17 protein-coding genes are annotated in these 16,954 nt (G+C 64.0%); 4 read left to right on the top strand and 13 right to left on the bottom strand.

Annotated elements, in window-relative coordinates; genetic code table 11:
* Nucleotides 1-47: 47 nt before the first annotated feature.
* From EP237_RS13520 to EP237_RS13510, 3 genes are all read right to left on the bottom strand, one after another.
* Nucleotides 48-980 carry a DUF2493 domain-containing protein gene (locus EP237_RS13520; protein WP_127561426.1) on the bottom strand — a complete coding sequence of 311 codons (933 nt, stop codon included), beginning with the start codon at nucleotides 978-980 and terminating at the stop codon, nucleotides 48-50.
* A 368-nt stretch (nucleotides 981-1,348) separates the two neighbouring features.
* Entirely contained in the window at nucleotides 1,349-2,380 is a 1,032-nt protein-coding gene (locus EP237_RS13515; RefSeq protein WP_127561425.1) for a DUF7146 domain-containing protein, read from the bottom strand.
* A 3-nt stretch (nucleotides 2,381-2,383) separates the two neighbouring features.
* Entirely contained in the window at nucleotides 2,384-6,763 is a 4,380-nt protein-coding gene (locus EP237_RS13510) for a bifunctional class I SAM-dependent methyltransferase/DEAD/DEAH box helicase (RefSeq protein WP_127561424.1), read from the bottom strand.
* A 176-nt stretch (nucleotides 6,764-6,939) separates the two neighbouring features.
* On the opposite strand from EP237_RS13510, the gene EP237_RS13505 reads away from it, so the two are divergent.
* From EP237_RS13505 to EP237_RS13495, 3 genes are all read left to right on the top strand, one after another.
* Nucleotides 6,940-7,236 carry a hypothetical protein gene (locus EP237_RS13505; protein ID WP_111369415.1) on the top strand — a complete coding sequence of 99 codons (297 nt, stop codon included), beginning with the start codon at nucleotides 6,940-6,942 and terminating at the stop codon, nucleotides 7,234-7,236.
* A gap of 364 nt (nucleotides 7,237-7,600) precedes the next feature.
* Nucleotides 7,601-8,422, top strand: a complete 822-nt coding sequence (locus EP237_RS13500) for a type IV toxin-antitoxin system AbiEi family antitoxin (protein WP_127561423.1) — start codon at nucleotides 7,601-7,603, stop codon at nucleotides 8,420-8,422.
* Nucleotides 8,412-9,329 (top strand): nucleotidyl transferase AbiEii/AbiGii toxin family protein, encoded by a 918-nt coding sequence (locus tag EP237_RS13495; protein ID WP_127561422.1) that lies wholly within the window; start codon nucleotides 8,412-8,414, stop codon nucleotides 9,327-9,329. Before EP237_RS13500 ends, EP237_RS13495 begins: the two co-directional genes overlap by 11 nt.
* A 116-nt stretch (nucleotides 9,330-9,445) precedes the next feature.
* Here EP237_RS13495 and EP237_RS13490 read toward each other — a convergent pair whose 3' ends face one another.
* From EP237_RS13490 to EP237_RS13460, 7 genes are all read right to left on the bottom strand, one after another.
* Nucleotides 9,446-10,039 carry a DUF6088 family protein gene (locus tag EP237_RS13490; RefSeq protein ID WP_127561421.1) on the bottom strand — a complete coding sequence of 198 codons (594 nt, stop codon included), beginning with the start codon at nucleotides 10,037-10,039 and terminating at the stop codon, nucleotides 9,446-9,448.
* A gap of 57 nt (nucleotides 10,040-10,096) precedes the next feature.
* Nucleotides 10,097-10,741 (bottom strand): antitoxin of toxin-antitoxin stability system, encoded by a 645-nt coding sequence (locus EP237_RS13485; protein WP_127561420.1) that lies wholly within the window; start codon nucleotides 10,739-10,741, stop codon nucleotides 10,097-10,099.
* A complete protein-coding gene (locus EP237_RS13480; protein WP_127561419.1) occupies nucleotides 10,734-11,153 on the bottom strand; it encodes a hypothetical protein in 420 nt (139 codons plus the stop codon). Before EP237_RS13480 ends, EP237_RS13485 begins: the two co-directional genes overlap by 8 nt.
* Before the next feature lie 76 nt (nucleotides 11,154-11,229).
* Nucleotides 11,230-11,427: a hypothetical protein gene (locus EP237_RS13475; RefSeq protein ID WP_127561418.1), complete on the bottom strand. Its 198-nt coding sequence runs from the start codon at nucleotides 11,425-11,427 to the stop codon at nucleotides 11,230-11,232.
* 1 nt (nucleotide 11,428) lies between these two features.
* A complete protein-coding gene (locus EP237_RS13470; protein WP_127561417.1) occupies nucleotides 11,429-11,806 on the bottom strand; it encodes a DUF6915 family protein in 378 nt (125 codons plus the stop codon).
* A gap of 10 nt (nucleotides 11,807-11,816) precedes the next feature.
* Nucleotides 11,817-12,308: a DUF6878 family protein gene (locus tag EP237_RS13465; RefSeq protein ID WP_127561416.1), complete on the bottom strand. Its 492-nt coding sequence runs from the start codon at nucleotides 12,306-12,308 to the stop codon at nucleotides 11,817-11,819.
* A 102-nt stretch (nucleotides 12,309-12,410) separates the two neighbouring features.
* Nucleotides 12,411-12,929 (bottom strand): DNA repair protein RadC, encoded by a 519-nt coding sequence (locus tag EP237_RS13460; RefSeq protein ID WP_127561415.1) that lies wholly within the window; start codon nucleotides 12,927-12,929, stop codon nucleotides 12,411-12,413.
* 184 nt (nucleotides 12,930-13,113) lie between these two features.
* Between EP237_RS13460 and EP237_RS13455 the strand changes: the two genes are divergently transcribed.
* Nucleotides 13,114-14,067 carry an IS481 family transposase gene (locus EP237_RS13455; RefSeq protein WP_127561414.1) on the top strand — a complete coding sequence of 318 codons (954 nt, stop codon included), beginning with the start codon at nucleotides 13,114-13,116 and terminating at the stop codon, nucleotides 14,065-14,067.
* An 8-nt stretch (nucleotides 14,068-14,075) separates the two neighbouring features.
* Here the strand turns inward: EP237_RS13455 and EP237_RS13450 are convergent, their stop codons facing one another.
* The 3 genes from EP237_RS13450 to EP237_RS13440 form a co-directional block, all read right to left on the bottom strand.
* Nucleotides 14,076-14,516, bottom strand: a complete 441-nt coding sequence (locus tag EP237_RS13450) for a JAB domain-containing protein (RefSeq protein WP_127561413.1) — start codon at nucleotides 14,514-14,516, stop codon at nucleotides 14,076-14,078.
* A gap of 124 nt (nucleotides 14,517-14,640) precedes the next feature.
* Nucleotides 14,641-15,840 carry a DUF932 domain-containing protein gene (locus EP237_RS13445; RefSeq protein WP_127561412.1) on the bottom strand — a complete coding sequence of 400 codons (1,200 nt, stop codon included), beginning with the start codon at nucleotides 15,838-15,840 and terminating at the stop codon, nucleotides 14,641-14,643.
* Between the two features lie 153 nt (nucleotides 15,841-15,993).
* Entirely contained in the window at nucleotides 15,994-16,857 is an 864-nt protein-coding gene (locus EP237_RS13440; RefSeq protein WP_240661636.1) for a LysR family transcriptional regulator, read from the bottom strand.
* Nucleotides 16,858-16,954: the final 97 nt, after the last annotated feature.

Raw genomic sequence — 16,954 nt, 5'->3', positions numbered from 1 at the left:
CATGGCCGTGTTTCCACAATGTTCTATCCCGAAAAGAAAGAGGGGGCTCACGCCCCCTTCTCGAACTTCATGACCGGGATGCCGAGCCTCGAAGCCTTGTCGGCGAGGTTTTCCTGGATGCCGGTGCCCGGGAAGACGAGAACACCCACGGGCAGCACATCGAGCATCGCGTCGTTGCGCTTGAAGGGCGCGGCCTTGGCGTGCTTGGTCCAGTCGGGCTTGAAGGCGACCTGCGTCACGCCCCGGGCCTCGGCCCATTTGGCGGCGATGAGCTCTGCGCCCTTGGGGCTGCCACCGTGCAGGAGCACCATGTCGGGATACTTGGTCCGGACCTGATCGAGCCTGCCCCAGATCAGGCGGTGATCGTTGAAGTCGGTCCCGCCGGTGAGGGCGACCTTGGGGCCTGTGGGGAGCATCACCTCGGTTTCCGCGCGGCGCTTGGCGGCCAGGAAGTCGCGGCTGTCGATGAGCGCTGCGGTCATGTGCTGGCGGTTCACCATCGAGCCGGTGCGGGGGCGCCAGGCAGAGCCCGTGTGATGGACAAACTCGGTGGCGGCGTGATCCCGCATCATGTCCATGCAGTTCCGACGTTCGATCAGGGTGAGGCCTTCGGCCGTCAGCCGCTCGAGTTCGGTGGATTTCACCTCGGAGCCATCCTGCTCGCGCTGGAGGCGCCGCTGCGCCTGTTCGTTCTCATCGAGTGACCGCTCGATCCGGGCCGTCGCGCGGTGGAAGAGGTTGACCTGGCCCCAGAGCACTTCTTCGAGGTCGGGTTCCATGCGGGTGTCTTCGAGGGTCGCGACGAGGGCGTCGAAGATGTCGGCGACGGCGACCGCGAGGCGCTGCCCATCGGGCATCGGGCGCGGATCGGGCTCGTCAAAGGGGCGGTAGCCATAGAGCTGCAGCTCGTCGAGCGCATGGGCGGTCTGGGATGCGGTGTGGGCGGGTTCATGCGCGTCGTCGTGGATGTGGATCGTCATCGGTTCTTGCCTCCGGGCTAGTCTCGTCCGCGCGTCAACCCGCGCGGCCTTCATGGGCTGCGGAAGCCGTCACGGGGGCCGCCCCTTCACCCCCTTTCGGGGCCGAAAGGCATGTGGAGGAGGACGGAGGGCGGCTGATTTGCTTCGCGATGCAAAGGCGGGGCTTGTCCCCGTCGGCGGAAATCAGTCGCTCCCCGTCCTTGAAGGGGCGTCCCCTTTGACGGCCGCCTGCCCATCTCTTGAAGGCCGCTCGGGTGTCGGGTGGATGAGATTTATCCGGGAAGAGGCAAATGTGATGATCCACACCCACGACAGGACTGCAGGACCCCTACCCCCTCAGCCCCTGACCACCCTCTGCGCCATGCAGCTCAACCCAAGAGGCGCTGCAGATCCTCTCGCCCGATCTGCCCAGCCAGATGCTGACGCAGCGCCTCCTTGCCGTTCGCTCGGAGATCATCGTTGAAATCTCCGAGAAGCGGTTCCAGCACCCGGACGGCAATCCCGGCATCAAGGGCTCTGGCGCTCAACCTCTCCGCCGCGCGTTGCCCGGCAGGATCGCGGTCGATGGCGATGTAAAGGCGCTGCAGCCCCTCCGGCAACTGGACCGCCCCGAGGTGACCCGACGAGAGAGCCGCCCAGACGGGAAGGCCGGAGGCCGCCTCGGACAGGGACAGCATGGTCTCGATGCCTTCGCCGACCACGAGGATGTTGTGCTGCGGGGTCAGCCTGACGGCATTACCGAGGAGGTGACCCATGGCCCGCCGATGCGTCTCGACCTCCGCCTTCCCCTGTCCGTCAGGTGCCAACCAAGTGCGATGCACACCCTGCAAGGCCCCTGCCCCATCGGTGACAGCCGCGATCAGCGCCGGTCTGGGGATGCTTCGGGTCTGACCCTCATCCCGATGCCAGCACTTCAGGTGGAAGCGCAGCGCGCTCATCGTGCCGCCTTGGGTGATGCCTCGGGAGCGGAGGTAGGTGTCGGCAAGCGTGCCTGCGACCGGCACCGAGGCTGCAAACAATCGCGCCGCCGCCGCTGGCGTGCCACCGGGGGCTTTGGCCTTCTTCGGCACTGGCGTATTCGGGAGGACCGGCTGGGGTCGGCCAAGATGCGCCCGGGCCTCGGCCAGAAGATCGGGAAAGCGCGAGATCCCGGTTCGCTCGCGGATGATGTCGAGGAGATCGCCATGCAGTCCGACAGCCGCGTCCTGCCATTTGCCACGGGCTCCCGGTCCTGATGTGGGTCCAGTCAGCCGCACGAAGAGCGACCGGCCGGGGTTGTTCTGCAGATCGCCCACGATCCAGTAGGACCCTTCCCGCCGCCCGGCGGGAAGGTAGGCGCGACAAACGCCTTCTGCGTTTTCCGCCAGAGCGCGGATCACATCTTCGGTCTCGGAATACATGACTTAGCAACCTCCTCGTGCATGTAGTCCCGTCACAGGACAACGTGCAAGCAGACGATCAAGCACTGCGATTCCGCTCGGGTCTGCTGGGCAGAAGAGCCGCAGCTTCCAGCTGATGATCTCCGAGAAGAAGCCATCGGCCTTCAGCCGTTCTTTGGCGGCCTCAGTGAAGCCGGAGAGCTCGATCCGGTTCACGCCCATGACGCGTGAACGGAGCAACTCCATCCCTTCAGCCAACCGCACGACCGTCTTGCCCTCAAGTACGAGGGCATGGATCTGCGTCGCCATCAGTTCCGGCGCGTCAGCCGCCAGCGTGGTCACGACCCAGGCGGGCGAGACGCGGCGGCCGATGATGCGCTGGCCATCGCCGGTCTGCAAGCGGTAGACGCAGGTTTCGTCCTGGGGGAGCTGCTTCCAGATCGGCAGCAAGAGGCCCGCCACGATGTGTAGCGTGGTTTCCGAGAACTCCGGCACCTCGGCCAGTTCCGCAGTCCATGCGGCGGCGAAGGCCGTGCGGTCGGCTTCCAGCCAATGGGTGTCTTCCATGATCTTGGCAGGCACGGTTCTGGCGTCAGTCGGGCGGATCAGCCGCAGGCGGGGTTCGATGGTGCCATCGTCCAGCATCAGGCTGGTCGCGGGCACCTGCACGGCAGCCCGGCCCGAGCGGCTGTTGACCAGCAGGCGTGCCTTTAGGTCGTCGAGCCAGTCGAGCGCATCCGCCAGTGACAGCGGTGTATTGCGCTGCTTTTGCGCGATGCTCAGCAGCTGGGTTTCCGCGCCGGAGCCGGGATGGGTGTAGATCACCCGTGCGTCCGTCACCTGAAAGCTCTCGGCGCGCAGCGTCTCGAGCCCGAGGTCGTAGACCCCAGCGGCGATAGCGCCCTCGATTCGCTGGTCGAGGAGTTCCTCGAAGACCGAGAACAGCACGGCCTGCATGTCGATCGTCAGCGCCAGCAGGCGATTGAGGAAGGTGGTGATCGGGGGCAGGTCGTCCTTCAGCCCGTTGTCGTCGGTCAGGCTGAGACCAGTCGCATCCTCGAAGGCCCCGAGCGAGCATCCGGCCAGATCGCCGCGATAGATGCGGCGGTAAAGCTGGCGCAGGGCATCGCGGGCATAAGGGCTCTCGAGGTTGTCCTCGGGACGGAACAACCCTTGCCCGCCGGTCTGGCGTTGACCGCGCGTGATGGCGCCAAGCGTGTCGAGACGGCGCGCAATGGTCGAGAGGAACCTCTTCTCCGCTTTCACATCGGTGGCGACCGGGCGAAACAGCGGCGGCTGCGCCTGATTGGTCCGGTTGGTGCGGCCCAATCCCTGGATGGCGGCGTCTGCCTTCCAGCCGGGTTCCAGAAGGTAATGGACCCGCAGGCGCTGGTTCTTTGCCCTGAGATCAGCGTGATAGCTGCGCCCCGTGCCGCCGGCATCCGAGAAGATCAGGATGCGCTTCTGGTCATCCATGAAGGCGGCGGTTTCCGCGAGATTGGCCGAGCCGGCCCGGCTTTCGACGACAAGGCGGGCGGCAGGACCTTCGCCCTTGCGCACGATACGGCGCGAGCGGCCCGTGACCTCGGCCACGAGATCGGTGCCGAAGCGCTGAACAATCTGGTCAAGCGCGCCGGGCACGGGCGGCAGCGAGGCCAGATGCTCGATGAGCGCATCGCGGCGGCGCACGGCTTCGCGGCATTCCACCGGCTGGCCGTCTCGCGTGACAGGCCGCGAGGACAGGTTGCCCTCGCTGTCTGTGAAAGGCTCGTAGAGCTGCACGGGGAAGGAATGCGCGAGGTAGTCCAGGCAAGCCTCTCTTGGCGTGATATCCACCCGCACATCGTTCCATTCATCCGTAGGGATGTCTGACAGGCGGCGTTCCATCAGCGCCTCGCCAGTCGAGACGATCTGGATGACGGCCGCGTGGCCTGCGGCAAGATCGGCGTCGATGCTTGAAATCAGGGTGGGGGTTTTCATGCTGGTGAGCAGATGCCCGAAGAAGCGCTGCTTGGCAGACTCGAACGCCGAGCGGGCGGCGGACTTGGCCTGACGGTTCAGTGTGCCAGAATCTCCAGTGATGTTTGCAGCTTCCAACGCGGCGGCCAGGTTGTTGTGGATGATGGCGAAGGCCCCGGCATAGGCATCGTAGATGCCGCGCTGCTCGGGACTGAGCGCATGAACCAGCATCTCGTATTCGACGCCGTCATAGGACAGCGAGCGCGCCGTGTAGAGGCCAAGCGACCGCAGATCGCGGGCCAGCACCTCCATCGCGGCAACGCCGCCAGCTTCGATAGCTTGCACAAATTCCGCCCGCGTCGAAAACGGAAAGTCCTCGCCACCCCAGAGCCCGAGGCGCTGCGCATAGGCGAGGTTGTGAACTGAAGTCGCCCCGGTGGCTGAGACATAGACGATGCGGGCACTGGGCAGTTTATGCTGCAGGCGCAGGCCAGCCCTGCCCTGCTGCGACGCTTCGGTATCGCCACGTTCGCCCTTCGATCCGGCGGCATTCGCCATGGCATGGCTTTCGTCGAAGAGAATCACCCCGTCGAAATCCGCCCCAAGCCAGTCGACGATCTGGTCGACCCGGGACTTTTTTGCCCCCCGCTCTTCGGAGCGCAGCGTCGCATAGGTGGTGAACAGAATGCCCTCGGAGAGCGGGATGTCGCGGCCTTGGGCAAAACGCGACAGCGGCGTGACCAGCAGCCGTTCCTGGCCAAGGGCAGACCAGTCGCGCTGAGCGTCCTCGAGAAGCTTGTCGCTCTTCGAGATCCAGAGCGCCTTGCGCCGACCTTGGCACCAGTTGTCGAGCAGGATACCGGCGGATTGGCGGCCCTTGCCCGCGCCAGTGCCATCGCCAAGGAAGAAGCCACGACGGAAGCGGACGGCGTCCGTGGCATCGTCGGGCGCAGCCGAGACCATGTCGCCGGTTTCATCGACAGTCCAAGACCCCGCGAGATACGCGCCATGCGCCTCGCCCGCGTAGATCACGGTCTCGAGCTGCGCGTCGGACAGCAGGCCACAGCACTTGATGGCGGCGGGCAGCTTAGGGCGATAGGTCGGTTTCGGGGGCGCGACTGAGGCCATGGCGGCAGATTGCACCAGCTTGGTCGGGTGCGGTGCCGCTCCGGGTATGTCGATCGCCTGCAGGCGGAAGGTCTCATAAATGGCATCCGACAGGCGCGTGCTGGCCCCGTCCGCGGTTGCATCGCGCAGGGTATAGGCGAGGTCTGCGGCCTTGATCTGTGGAGCGGTGTTGGTGGCGGGTGTTGCTGGCGTGGCGCGCGATGTGCTGATGGCTGCGCGCGTGGTGCGGGCAAGATTTCCCGGGAAGGTGGAAGTGGGGACGTGCGCGCTAGGGCTTCGGGCGTCCAGCGCAAGGCGCGGGGGAACGTGGGCAGTGATCAGCGACAGCAGGCTGGCGACATCAGGCGATATCGGGCGCGTCAGATCGGTTGTGATGCCGCCCGGCTCGCAACCGCGGCATTTGTCGAAGACCGAAATCCGCGTCTCAAAGCTGGTGCCGTGCTTGGCGAAGGCAGCACCTGACACGGCGCCCGTAAAGACCAGATGCGCGGTCTCGGTCAGGCGGGCGAAGGTTTCCGCCCAGGCGGGCGCATCGGGCGCGAAGCCCGCACCGGTGATGGCGACCAACCGTCCGCCGGGGGCCAGACGCGCAAGCGCCGAGCGCAGATGCCGGGCTGTCGCCTCGGTGGTGCGAGCGTCGACATTGGCCACCGCCGAAAACGGCGGGTTCATCAGGATGACGCTCGGGCGAAGGCCTGCGTCCAGATGATCGTCGATCTGTGCTGCGTCAAAGCCCGTGACGGGTCGGCCCGGAAAGAGGTGACGCAGAAGGTCGGCGCGGGTCTCGGCGAGTTCGTTCAACGCGAGTCTGCCATCCGCGATCTCGGCGAGGATCGCCAGAAGGCCCGTCCCAGCCGATGGCTCCAGCACCAAATCGCGCGCGGTGATCTGTGCTGCAGCCATTGCCGCCAGCCCCATGGGCAGCGGCGTCGAGAACTGCTGGAACTGCTCCATCTCCTCCGAACGTCGGGTATGCGTGGGCAAGAGGCCGGACACCTTGGCAAGGATCGGCAGCAGCGCGGCGGGTGATCCAGCCCGCGCCAACAGCGCGCGGCCAAACTTCCGCAGGAACAAGACCTGCGCTGCCTCGCCCGCCTCATAGGCCAGCTTCCAGTCCCAAGCGCCGGTCGCATCAGAGCCGCCAAAGACGCGCTCCATCTCAACGCGCAGGCGCAGCGCGTCGATCTGGAAACCTTGCGCCAGGTCAGTCTGCAGCGCTTCGGCCACGCTCAAGATCGCAGCGGCCGTATCGAGGGACGGGATGGGGACAAGAGGCGCAAGGGCGCGCTCGGTCGCAAAGGGGGCGAGATGGGTCATCGGGAAACTCCGGAATGAGGAACAGGATCAGGCCCGGACACCCTCTTTCGGGCACCCTCAGGCCTGACCTTCCCCGGCCCTCCTCTTCCTCTCAAACCCCATGATTTTCGCAGGTAGCTTGCTTTTGTTCTTGCTATGTTCTATTTTAAGAGCCACGCCAAGAAGGGAGATCCCCGATGGAAAGCACCACTTACGCCCTGCCCGCGACGCCCAAGCAGATCGCCTATGCGCGCGCTCTGGCCCTGCGCAATCAGACACTTTTGCCGTGGGAGGTTCAGCAAGATCGGCGGTCCCTGAGCGCCTGGATCGACGCACAGGCCAAGCTCACACCCGCGACAGCGCTGGACAGCCTGCCCTCGTCCAAACAGGTCGCCTTTGCCGAGCGCCTCGCCCGGATCAAACGCCGCGCCGTCCCGGATGAGTGTTTCCGCGACAAGGGGCTGATGTCGAAGTGGATCGACGGGAACAAGTGAGCGCGGCACCGGCTGGCTCCGGCCTTCCGGAGCTTCTGCCATACCGTGGCTTGGCAAACCGAGCGTATTTGCCAACCTATAGGTCAGCAGATTAGCCCTTCGGGACATCAGCCTCGGTCAAACTCCTGTCCGAAGGACCAAGACCTGGGCCTGGCGGGACGCCGGGAGGTGCCCACATCGGCCTTCGGCAACCACCGCAAGTCGTAGTCGTCTCTCGACCCAGCGTCTTCAGATCTTCCTCCACTTGGGGCTAGCCCCTCAGTTCTTTGGAAATGGTGATGTTGGAGCGTCCATAACGCCAGAAAAGCATCCTCATCAAAGAAATCTGTAGATGTCTCTTTGAAAATATGTCTATTTGGGTATCATGGACGCCGCAAGGTCACAGAATCTGAAGAAACTGCTCGATGCAGTGCCCGCCGGGTATCTGGTCGATGCCGCGTGGCTGGTCTCCCAAGGCATCGCCTATGAGAGCTTCCGTGACTATGTGAAGCGCGGCTGGCTCGACCGCATCACCCGAGGCGTATTCCGCCGCCCACTCCCCAGCACCGCAGCCACCCCGACATCGAACGGCATCGACTGGAAGACCTGCATCCTCTCCACGCAGCATATTATGGGCCACGACCTGCATGTGGGCGGCACCACGGCGCTCGGCGAACAGGGGCATGCCCACTATCTGCGCCTCGGCGAAAGCGGTCCGGTCTGGGTCTATGGGGAAAGTATCCCCAACTGGCTGGCGAAACTGCCGATGGATGCCACGATCAGAACCCGCCCCCGATCCTTGTTTACCGATCCGAAACTGGGCTTGATTGATGGCAAAACGACCGGCCAGCCATGGGACTGGGGTCTGACGATGTCGACGCCGGAGCGCGCGATCCTTGAGGCCATGGACGAGTTGCCTGACCATGAAAGCTTCCACACGCTCGATATGGTCTTCGAGAGCCTGACGACCCTTCGCCCGAAACTGCTTGCCGACCTCCTCCAGGCGTGCCGCAAGATCAAGGTCAAGCGCCTGTTCTTCGTCTTTGCCGACCGCCACGATCATCCCTGGCGCAAACGGGTCGACCCGCAGGCATTCGACCTCGGCAGCGGCGACCGAGCCTTGGTCCGAGGTGGCAAAATCCACCCGCGCTATCGGATCATGGTGCCGGAAGATTTCGTAAAACCGGAGGCCGGCAATGGCGCGTGAGACCTATGAAGCCCAAGTTGCGCTCCTGGTGCGCGTCCTGCCCCATGTCGCGAGCGAAAACGTCTTCGCGCTCAAGGGCGGGACGGCCATCAACCTGTTCTATCGCGACCTGCCGCGGTTGTCGGTCGATATCGACCTGACCTACCTGCCAATCAAGGATCGCGCAGAGAGCCTGAACGAGATCAACGCCGCGATGGATCGGATCGCCGCATCCATCGAGACCGGTATCCGCGGCGCGAAATCTCAACGCATCCAAGGAGGCGGCGGTGGAGCCACGCGGCTTCTGGCGCGCCTCGGCAATGCCGAGATCAAGATCGAAACCTCGCCCGTGACCCGAGGCGTTGTCCACGACCCGGAAATCCGGACTGTCTCGGCTGCTGTGGAAGATGCTTATGGCTATGCTGAAATGCAGATCGTCTCGTTCGAAGACCTGTTCGCTGGTAAACTGCACGCTGCCCTCGACAGGCAGCATCCCCGGGATCTCTACGACGTCACGCTCCTTTACGAGAACGAGGGCCTGACGCAGGACCTCTTCCAGACCTTCCTGATCTATGTCGCCAGTTCGCCGCGCCCGGCGCATGAGCTGCTCGATCCGAACCTGATCGATCTCGGGCAACCCTACGCGCGGGAATTCGAGGGCATGACCAGAACACCGGTCCCCCTAGACATACTTCTGGCGACGCGGCTGAAAATGATCGCCGATGTGCAATCGCGACTCGATGCCAATGCGAGGCAGTTCCTTCTGACACTTCAAGACGGTGAGCCGGACTTTGCGGCCATCGACCGGTTGCAGGCGGTACACCTGCCAGCCGTGCAGTGGAAACTCCTCAACCTGAGTAAGCTGAAGCGCGACAACCCCATAAAGCACACTGCGCAGCGCGACGCCCTGCTGAAGCTTCTGGGCTGAACCGTGCACCGCACCGTCGCGAGGCGGGTGAGCATTGGCCCCCTGCGTCGACTGTCTTGAATTTGCCTCCCGCCTCGGGATGGGCACCAGGCAAAGCGCTCAGGTGCACTGATGCCTCAGCCATGGACTATCTCTCCAACCAATCGTGCCAGCCAAGTCGGGAACTGCGGCGCGGCGGACATCAGTTCAGTCTTTGCCGTCTCCGTGAGCTTGGATCGCAGGATTTGCAGGGCCTTGGGAGCCTCATCCGGTCCGAGCCAGGCAAGAGCCCGGACAACCTGGCCGGAGGTCTTGCTCCCAAGGGCCAACTGCCAACGCGGCGCATGACGAAGTTCGACCGCTTGCCGGCCAAGGTTCAGTACGCGGCTTCGCCCCGAGGTGAGGTAAACCGACTTGACCGGCACCTGTGTCGCGAGGCCCAAAACGTTTGCCGCGGCAGCACCGCTCGGGACGATCGTCTCGCCCCGCTGCACAGCGAGTGCTTCAATCGCCTGTTCAGCGGACGGACTGCGCGGGCCAAAGCGTGTCTGGACCGGGCGCATGTAGATGCCGCGTCCCGCACGGATCAGCTCGCCGCGCGCGGCCAGACGCGACAGCGTCTGATCGACCGCCGCGCGCGAGCCGAGGTGCAGGAGCCCCTTCGCTGCCAAGGGCACCCCCTCCGGCAACGTCATCGCGACCTTCATAATGCTCTCGGCCCTGCGCTCCATGATCGCTCCTTTGTCAGAAAAATGCGCAATTTTCTGACAGTTTTCAACCGTGCCGCCTCACCCGAAGTGGCGCCCTCCTTCGGTGAAGGTGTACTCGTTGACGATGATCCCTTCCTCGATGGCCTCGTCCGAAGTGAGGTGGTCGTATTCAGCCTCAAGTTGGCGGTAGAGCCAGCGGGCCAGATCACGCAGCGCCTCGGTCACGATCTCCTCGGCGTCCTCGGTCGGTGGCTGCCAGGTCGGGCTGTGCCGCGTGACGTCAACGGCCATGGTGTATTCGTGGTAGTAGCGGCCGCGGTGGCTGACCTCGGCAGCGAGATGGTAGAAGTTACGCCGCTGGATGGCCTGCAGCCGGTCGGCGATGCCGTGCAACGCCGCGTCTTGGGGCGCGTAGTCGCGGATGCGCGCGGCCGCACCCTTGGCATGGCTAAGGTAGCCCTCGAAGCAGGCCCCGTCGCCCTGGCTCCAGAACCCGGAGAACCAAATGCAGGGCTTTGCCCGCGTGCCGCCGCCCATCAGGCGGAAGGGCGTGGTCTTCAGGCGGATGCCGAGGATTTCGCAGACCCGCTCGAAATCCTCATAGACCGCGTCCCACCAATCGTCGTGGGGCCCGATCTCGCGATACCAGCTGCGCGCCTTTTCCTTGGCCGCTTCCGAAAGCTCGGGGAACTGGTAGACGGTGGTGCAGATCACCTCAGGCATCGGCGTCCTCTCCGTTCAGCGCGGCGGCGAGCCATTCCTGGCTGCTGGTCCAGCCGATGGACTTGCACGCGCCGAGATCGATGACATGCGCGCCGCCGCCGAAGGCGTCGAGGCGCGGGCGGGAACAGGTCAGACCGTACTGAAACCCCCAGAGACCGGTGAGGTCGAGGTCTTCTGCCAGGCGCAGCACGAAGCGGATGACCGCCTCGACATCGCCGTGCTCATCATCATGGATCCAGAGGGTGCTGCCCTCGGGCGCGTCCTGATGCACGAGGGTGAAACCCGCCACCTCCGGGTCGTCGGCGTCCTGATCCGCAGCGCGCAGGTCATGAAACAGCGCGAGTACGCGGGCGGCCTTTTCGGGGCTGCCGACGTCGATCAGGCATGAGAAATGGTTGAAGTAATCCGCCATGGGGACCTCCTGAGATTGAGAAACCAGGGCCTTGGGGCCGGGCGCTGGATTGGGATGAAGGGTTGGTTGGAAGCGATCAGCCGGTAGGATTGTCACCCGCCGCCTGTTGCGCGGCATGCGCACAAAGCATCTGCAGGTAGAAGCGCTTGCGCGCCGTCCGGAAGCTGCGCACGGCGCGCGTGTCGGGGTGAAGCGCCCGGACCGCCGCGCGCAGAACTGTCTGAGGCGATGCCGTCGGCGGCAGACCGAGGCGCAAGTATGCGGGATCAGTCATGTCAGCTGACCTCGACCACGGGCGAGGCGTGATGCGGATCGACCAGCGCCTCGATCCGCTCGGACCGGCCCATCCAGGGTTCGGGCCGGATGGCCTTCACCCAATCGGCAAAGCTCGGGATGAAGCCGAGATCCTCTTTCACATGTTGTTCGCCAACCCATCGGGTCGGGATGATGCGCCCGGTCGAGAGCGTGAGGGTCTGGCCGAAGATCGTCTCGGCCATGAATATGCCCTCGGCATGGTGCCGCAGGGCCCGGTGCCGGAAGTCGGCGGTGATCTCCTTGCTCTGGTCGAACCAGGCATGCACCGCCATAAAATTGTCGACCGTGCCGCCCCATTTCTTCACCGAGGACAGCGCGTGGTGGTAGGGATGTGCCATCGCCGCCCCCTCAGAAATCGTGCGTGTAGAGTTCGGACGAGGTGAAGCGCTCGTTGAACTCCAGATGGATACAGCGTGCGGATGCGTCGAAGCAGAACTCGCCGTAAGCGCCGTCGTTGTTTTCCCAACTGCCATAGGCGTCGGAGAGGAAGTCGTAGGCCAGCTGCTCGACGACATCTTCCAGCGAGAGCTGCCGCATCTCGACCTCGGGGTCGTCCCAGGTCAGTGCCGCATAGGCGATCTCGGTCGCCGGGAACTCGACGGCGGTCTCGCCGGACCATGCGCCGATGCTTTCGATCTGGCCGCTGTCCCCGGCACCGTCGAAGGTCACAGTGACATGGGTGATGCCGGCGGCAATGAGACCATCGAAGAGCCGGTCTTTGTTGCCCGGGCGCAGAGCGAGGGTCCGGGCGGTGCGTTCGGCATGCGCGGCAAGGATCACCCTGAAATCGACGGTGGAAGGCCGCAGCGGGGCGGCCAGAGTGGGTTCAGTCTGGGTCATGGATAACTCCGTTCGGTGAGGACAGGTCAGACCCCCCAGGTGGCGCACTCTTCTGGCCCCCGAGGCTCAAACCCCTCCCATCCCTCCTCTGTCTCTCGGGCGTCACGCCGCGATCTGCAGCGCGCGAGCGGCAAAGGCGCGCCAGAGCGGGTCGACCAGACGCGCATCCAGCAGATCAGCACGGTGACGCAGCCGCTGCGCCAATTCAGGCTCGTGCCAATCAATGGCACGGCCAGCCTGGGCGCGAAGTTGAACCGCCTCGGTCACGACGGCCCGCGCCTCAAGGGCATTGGCGACAGGGTGGCACCAAGCCACAGCGCCATGACTGGCGGCCCCGGCAAGAACCAGGCGCTGGTCGCAATCAAGGATGGCCAGAAGCTGCGGCGCTGGATCGAGGCCGTAGTCCTCCGCAAGTTCACACGCGCCCTGCATGGCATCGGCCAGCGTCGCAAAACGCTCAACGACTACGGGGGCAGCGGTGCCCGACATCAGGGCTGCAGGTGTCCGGTGCATCCGCGTCAGCGCGAAAGGTAGGTTGGGATCAGGAGCGACAGTCGGGCAATTTGGAACGGGGCCCAACGGTCGCGGGCTCGGTTGGATCGGCAGGGGAAGGTCAAACATGGCAATGTCTCCGACGGCGCGGGAAGCCACTCTCCCCGCCTCATTCGTCAAAGATCAAACCGCCGCCCTCTTCCTAGAAGGGGCGACGGTGATGACCTAGCTGTGAGCTTTCAACAGGTTGTCCATTCGATCCTGACCGAGTTGGTTGGAGTTACCAAGCTTCAACACTGTTCGGAGGGATCGAATGAACGTGCATCAGAATGCCAGACTGACGCCTTTGGGTCGAGAGCGGCTTGTTGGGATGATCGCAGCCGGGATGGCCTTTTCGCAAGCCGGGGCCGTTTGCGGCTGTTCTGCCAAGACCGCTGCGAAGTGGTGGCGACGATATGAACAGGAGGGCCGAAGCGGTTTGCGGGACCGCCGGTCGCGGCCGCATTCTCTGCGCAATCCGACGCCTGAGGATGTCGCGGAGCGGATCATTTCCTTGCGCCGTGAACGCCTGACGGGGGCGCATGTTGCTGCCAAGACCGGCGTTTCGCCTGCCACGGTGAGCCGGGTGCTGCGCCGGGCGGGCCTCAGCCGCCTGCGCGATCTGGAGCCTGCCGAGCCGGTGCGGCGCTATGAACGTGAGCATCCCGGCGACATGATCCACCTCGATATCAAACGCCTCGGCAAGTTCGAGCGCACCGGCCATCGCATCACCGGCGACAGGACAGGCCAGTCCAACAGTCGCGGGATCGGTTGGGAGTATGTGCATGTCTGCATCGATGATGCGTCACGGCTGTCCTCCACTCAAATCCATCCGGACGAGAAGGCAGTCAGCGCAGTCGCACATCTGAAGGCGGCGGTGGCGTGGTATGCGTCCATGGGCGTGAAGGTGGCGCGGGTCATGACGGACAACGGCAGTTGCTACAAATCCAATGCCTTCAAGGCAGCCTGCGCCTGGCTCGGCATCCGGCACATCAGGACCAAACCCTACACGCCGAAGACCAATGGCAAAGCTGAAAGGTTCATCCAAACCGCTTTGCGCGAATGGGCCTATGCCCGCGCCTACCAGACCTCAGAAGACCGCGCGGCGGAGCTGCCCGTATGGACGCATCTCTACAATTGGCACCGTCCGCACTCGGCGCTAAAGTCTAAACCACCAATCAGCCGATTAGGATTGGATCGGAACAACCTGTTGACGTTCCACAACTAGCCACAGCGTCAGAGCTTGCCGAGCGCCCGCAGGCTCAGCTCCGTCCCGGCACCGACGATGATGTGATCGTGCAGCGTGAGGCCGAGATACTTGCAGCCCTTCTGGATCTCCTTGGTCATGCTGACATCGGCCTCCGACGGCGTCGGATCGCCGGACGGGTGGTTGTGGATCAGGATCAGGGCGCTGGCGTTCAGCATCAGCGCCCGCTTGATCACCTCGCGCGGATAAACCGGGACGTGATCAACCGTGCCCGTCGAGAGAAGCTCATCGGAGATGATGCGGTTCTTGCGGTCGAGATAGAGGACGTGGAAGCGCTCGACCGGTCCGCGGACGGTAAGCGCGCAATAGTCCATGAGCGCCTGCCAGCTGCTGATGACCGGGTTCTGGCTGAGGTAGCGGCCGAGGATGTCACGGGCCTCGAGGACGATGGTTTCTTCTTGGGGGGTCATGGGGATCTCGCAGAACTGCACGCGTCGAGGCCCCCGGCCACTTCTGGGCAGGTCCATTCGGGCGCTTGTCGAAGGGGAAAGTGCGACCGCCGCGCATGCAGGCGGTCGCAGTGGCGGGCCGGTGTCAGCCGACCCGGTCGAGGAGCTTCTTGGCGCGCCCTTCCATGTCGAGCCGCGCATCCTGCTGGGTTTTGTCGCGCGCAAGTCGCGTGATACCCTGCACGAAGTCGAAGATGCTTTCGGGCGGGCGGCCCTCTTCCATCAGCACCTTCTCGATGATCTTGCCAGATTCGGGCTTCGAGAAGCCGCGCTTCCTCAGGAAATTCGCACGGTCCTCATCGCTGCGCGCCACGATCTGCTGCCGCGCCGCCTTGATGCCGTTCACGAAGCCCTGCGGCGAGGAATTGGCAAACCGCGTCAGCGCCGGTGCCGCCTCATGGGCAAAGCGGGAGGCTGCGTATTTCGAATGCCGGATCCGGATCTCCTGAAAATCCTCGACCCCCCAGAGATTCCTGTTCTGGCACACGGCTCGCAGGTAGAAGCTCGCCATGCCGAGGGTCTTTGCCCCCACTTCGGAGTTCCAGCAGTAGAAACCCCGGAAGTAGAGATCGGGGGAGCCGTCCGGCAACTTGCCCGCCTCGATCGGGTTGCGATCATCGACCAGGAACAGGAAGACATCGCGGTCCGAGGCATAAAGCGTGGTCGTGTCGCGGCTGATCTCGACATCAGGGTTGTAGACCCCGGTCGACCAGTCGAGCACGCCCGGCACCTTCCAGCGCGTGTCGCCCGTGCCATTGCCCGCGATGCGCTGCACCGCCTCGACCAACTCGTGGTCATGGATGCGGCCATAGTCCGGGCCGGTCACGGCGCGCAACTCCGTGCGGCCATCTTCGGTCTCGAAGGTCTTCACCTGCTCGGCGCGGTGGTTGGTCAGACCATATTGCAGGTTGATGCCCGCCAGCGGCGCCGGCAACTGCCGCAGGTAGGAGGCCGGGGCGCCGACGATGCTGGCAAGCTGGCCAAACGCCCAATGCGTCGGCGCGACCGGTTCTTGTGCCTTCGGCAGCATCAAGTGCAACCGCTCGGGGTTGTCGCGCGCAGCCTCGACCCGGATATCCGCCGTCTGTACCACGCGGCTGCGGCTGCGCTCCGACCGGCCTTTCACATTGGCCCAGAGATCGTCGAGCGAGAGATACCGCTCGTCATCGGGCCGGTTGAACCATTCGGACGATACCCGCCCGTTCCGCTCACCCCTGCTCACATCCACTTTCCAGCCACCAGCCCGAGCCGGCTGACCTGGATCCAGAACTTCCACAACACCCATCGGCATTCCTCCGTGACAGGCGCCGGGAGCCGCTCTCCCAGCCCTAAACCCGTCGCGAAAGCAACCAGCCCTTCTCTGACTCTCGAAACCTTGGCTTGATCGGCAGCAATGCGGGAAAACAGTGCTTTCGCTGCGACTGGGTCGTCGGCAGCTTCAGGGCCTGTTCTGACTTAAAGCGTCCAATGCCAGATGGATAAGGCCGTGCTTTGGAGCGTTGGCAGGCCAAGCTGCGAAGACATCAATCACACGCAACTTCCATTTGGGCAGAACGTATCCCATTGTTCCCACTTGCACGTCCTCGCGAGCTAGGAAATCCGGAACGATGGCGAGCCCTGCACCCGCACGCGCCAGGCGATAGAGCGCCTGAGCATCGTTGGCAAAGACACGCGCTTCGGGCTTGACCGTTGCTTGCGTGCCCCCCGCCTTGGTGAACGACACAGGGGCGTTCTGAACCGGAATGAGGGCCAGCCAATCCCAGTCGGCAATGTCATCGGGATGATCCGGAGCCAAGCGCGATGCGAGGTAGTCGGTGGAGGCGACCAATCTGCGCTCGACCGAAAACAGTTTGCGGGAGGTGGCGGTGGTTTTCGCCTTGGGGCCCATTCGGATCGCGATATCAAAGCCGTCATCGATCAGGTCGCGTCGGATGTCCGAAAAATCCAGAGACAGTCTGATCCTCGGGTGGGCCTTGGAAAAGGCCGCGATTTGCTCTGTGAAATGCGATTGAGACAGGACGGATGGAATGGTCATGCGAAGCTCACCGCTTGGCGCATTTGCGGACATCGACAGTTCCGCCAACTCGCCCTCGACAGCCTCCAGCATCTTCTGCGCTGCAGCCAGCAGCCTGTGACCTTCGCGCGTCAGCGTCAACTTTCGGGTCGAGCGATAGATCAGCGCGACGCCAAGGCTGTCTTCAAGCTGCGAGATGTGGTGACTGACCACCGAAGGCGACAGCCGTAGTTCCCGGGCAGCCCCGCGGAAGGAGCCGTGGTCAATCGTCTTGGCAAAGATCGCCATCTGGCGCAATCGGTCGATCATAAAGTAAGATTTCCGAACAGTTAAATCTATCTATCCTATCTTATGCCAGTATCTGGATTTGTCCATCTTGGTGGCA

It is taken from the genome of Nioella ostreopsis, from assembly GCF_004000255.1.
GTDB classification, from domain to species: Bacteria; Pseudomonadota; Alphaproteobacteria; order Rhodobacterales; family Rhodobacteraceae; genus Nioella; species Nioella ostreopsis.
The sequence above is the reverse complement of the archived record's forward strand: the minus strand, read 5'-3'. Positions and strand labels throughout refer to the sequence as shown.

Excerpts from the sequence above, each read along its gene's own strand:
- EP237_RS13520 (WP_127561426.1), bottom strand. The coding sequence starts at position 980 with ATGACGATCCACATCCACGACGACGCGCATGAACCCGCCCACACCGCA.
- EP237_RS13515 (WP_127561425.1), bottom strand. The coding sequence starts at position 2,380 with ATGTATTCCGAGACCGAAGATGTGATCCGCGCTCTGGCGGAAAACGCA.
- EP237_RS13510 (WP_127561424.1), bottom strand. The coding sequence starts at position 6,763 with ATGACCCATCTCGCCCCCTTTGCGACCGAGCGCGCCCTTGCGCCTCTT.
- EP237_RS13505 (WP_111369415.1), top strand. The coding sequence starts at position 6,940 with ATGGAAAGCACCACTTACGCCCTGCCCGCGACGCCCAAGCAGATCGCC.
- EP237_RS13500 (WP_127561423.1), top strand. The coding sequence starts at position 7,601 with ATGGACGCCGCAAGGTCACAGAATCTGAAGAAACTGCTCGATGCAGTG.
- EP237_RS13495 (WP_127561422.1), top strand. The coding sequence starts at position 8,412 with ATGGCGCGTGAGACCTATGAAGCCCAAGTTGCGCTCCTGGTGCGCGTC.
- EP237_RS13490 (WP_127561421.1), bottom strand. The coding sequence starts at position 10,039 with ATGGAGCGCAGGGCCGAGAGCATTATGAAGGTCGCGATGACGTTGCCG.
- EP237_RS13485 (WP_127561420.1), bottom strand. The coding sequence starts at position 10,741 with ATGCCTGAGGTGATCTGCACCACCGTCTACCAGTTCCCCGAGCTTTCG.
- EP237_RS13480 (WP_127561419.1), bottom strand. The coding sequence starts at position 11,153 with ATGGCGGATTACTTCAACCATTTCTCATGCCTGATCGACGTCGGCAGC.
- EP237_RS13475 (WP_127561418.1), bottom strand. The coding sequence starts at position 11,427 with ATGACTGATCCCGCATACTTGCGCCTCGGTCTGCCGCCGACGGCATCG.
- EP237_RS13470 (WP_127561417.1), bottom strand. The coding sequence starts at position 11,806 with ATGGCACATCCCTACCACCACGCGCTGTCCTCGGTGAAGAAATGGGGC.
- EP237_RS13465 (WP_127561416.1), bottom strand. The coding sequence starts at position 12,308 with ATGACCCAGACTGAACCCACTCTGGCCGCCCCGCTGCGGCCTTCCACC.
- EP237_RS13460 (WP_127561415.1), bottom strand. The coding sequence starts at position 12,929 with ATGTTTGACCTTCCCCTGCCGATCCAACCGAGCCCGCGACCGTTGGGC.
- EP237_RS13455 (WP_127561414.1), top strand. The coding sequence starts at position 13,114 with ATGAACGTGCATCAGAATGCCAGACTGACGCCTTTGGGTCGAGAGCGG.
- EP237_RS13450 (WP_127561413.1), bottom strand. The coding sequence starts at position 14,516 with ATGACCCCCCAAGAAGAAACCATCGTCCTCGAGGCCCGTGACATCCTC.
- EP237_RS13445 (WP_127561412.1), bottom strand. The coding sequence starts at position 15,840 with ATGGGTGTTGTGGAAGTTCTGGATCCAGGTCAGCCGGCTCGGGCTGGT.
- EP237_RS13440 (WP_240661636.1), bottom strand. The coding sequence starts at position 16,857 with ATGGCGATCTTTGCCAAGACGATTGACCACGGCTCCTTCCGCGGGGCT.